This is a genomic window from Kribbella sp. NPDC051936 (genome assembly GCF_040680955.1).
Taxonomy (GTDB): domain Bacteria; phylum Actinomycetota; class Actinomycetes; order Propionibacteriales; family Kribbellaceae; genus Kribbella.
Genome location: NZ_JBFAXS010000023.1, coordinates 1 through 1,177 on the forward strand (window position 1 = coordinate 1; position 1,177 = coordinate 1,177).

At 67.8% G+C, this 1,177-nt stretch carries 1 protein-coding gene and 1 pseudogene; both read left to right on the plus strand.

Going from position 1 to position 1,177, the window contains the following annotated elements; all coding sequences use genetic code 11:
- A pseudogene (locus tag AB0L64_RS40955) lies at nt 1-305 on the plus strand (IS21 family transposase); the annotation flags it as partial.
- Entirely contained in the window at nt 305-1,108 is an 804-nt protein-coding gene (gene istB / locus AB0L64_RS40960; RefSeq protein ID WP_363718484.1) for an IS21-like element helper ATPase IstB, read from the plus strand. The pseudogene AB0L64_RS40955 and the gene istB, both read left to right, overlap by 1 nt.
- Nucleotides 1,109-1,177: the final 69 nt, after the last annotated feature.

Consider the following 1,177-nt stretch of genomic DNA (forward strand, 5'->3'; position numbering starts at 1 on the left):
CAGTGGTGGGCCGGTTCGTCGACGTCGTCGCTGACCTGACCCACGTCACGATCACCTGCGCGGGGGCCATGGTCGGACACCATCAGCGCTGTTGGGCCCGTCACCAAACCATCACCGACCCAGCCCACCGTCAGACCGCGCACCGGTTGGCCCATCACGCGTCCGCAGCCCGCGACGACGCGCAGCACCCCGGCCGCACCGCCACCGTCCCTGCCGCTGGAGTGGTAGTCGAGCGTCGGGACCTGTCGGACTATGACGCCGCATTCGGGATCACCGGCGGACTCACTGCCGGTGAGGTGGCGTGATGGCGACACGAACCAACGCAACCACAGCCAAGGCGAGCCGGGACATGACCGCCGAATTGGCGTTCCTGACCCGAGCGTTGAAGGCGCCGACGCTGCGCGAAGCCGTCCCCCGGCTGGCCGAACGAGCCCGGACCGAGGGCTGGTCGCATGAGGAGTTCCTGGCCGCCTGCCTGCAACGCGAGGTCTCCGCCCGCGAATCCCACGGCGGCGAAGGCCGGATCCGAGCCGCCCGGTTCCCCGCCCGCAAGAGCCTCGAGGAGTTCGACTTCGACCACGCCCGCGGCCTCAAACGCGACCTCATCGCCCATCTCGGCACCCTGGACTTCATCGCCGGCAAACAAAACGTCGTGTTCCTCGGCCCGCCCGGGACAGGCAAGACACATCTGGCCACCGGGATCGCGATCCGCGCCTGCCAGGCCGGCCACCGGGTGCTGTTCGCCACCGCCGCCGAATGGGTCGACCGGCTCGCCGAACACCACACCACGGGCCGACTGCAAGACGAACTCCGCCGACTGGGCCGCTACCCACTGCTGGTCGTTGACGAGGTCGGCTACATCCCCTTCGAACACGAAGCCGCGAACCTGTTCTTCCAGCTCGTCTCGTCCCGCTACGAACGCGCCTCGCTCATCGTCACCTCCAACAAGGAGTTCGGCCGCTGGGGCGAGGTCTTCGGCGACGACACCGTGGCCGCCGCGATGATCGACCGCCTCGTCCACCACGCCGACGTGATCGCCCTCAAAGGCGACTCCTACCGACTCAAGAACCACGACCTCGGCCGAATCCCCACCCCGACCGACGACTGACCATGACAACCAGCAAGGGGTCCACTTTCAACCGCCGCAAAGGGGTTCATTTTCACCCGTCGTTGACAC

Excerpts from the sequence above, each read along its gene's own strand:
- istB (WP_363718484.1), top strand. The coding sequence starts at position 305 with ATGGCGACACGAACCAACGCAACCACAGCCAAGGCGAGCCGGGACATG.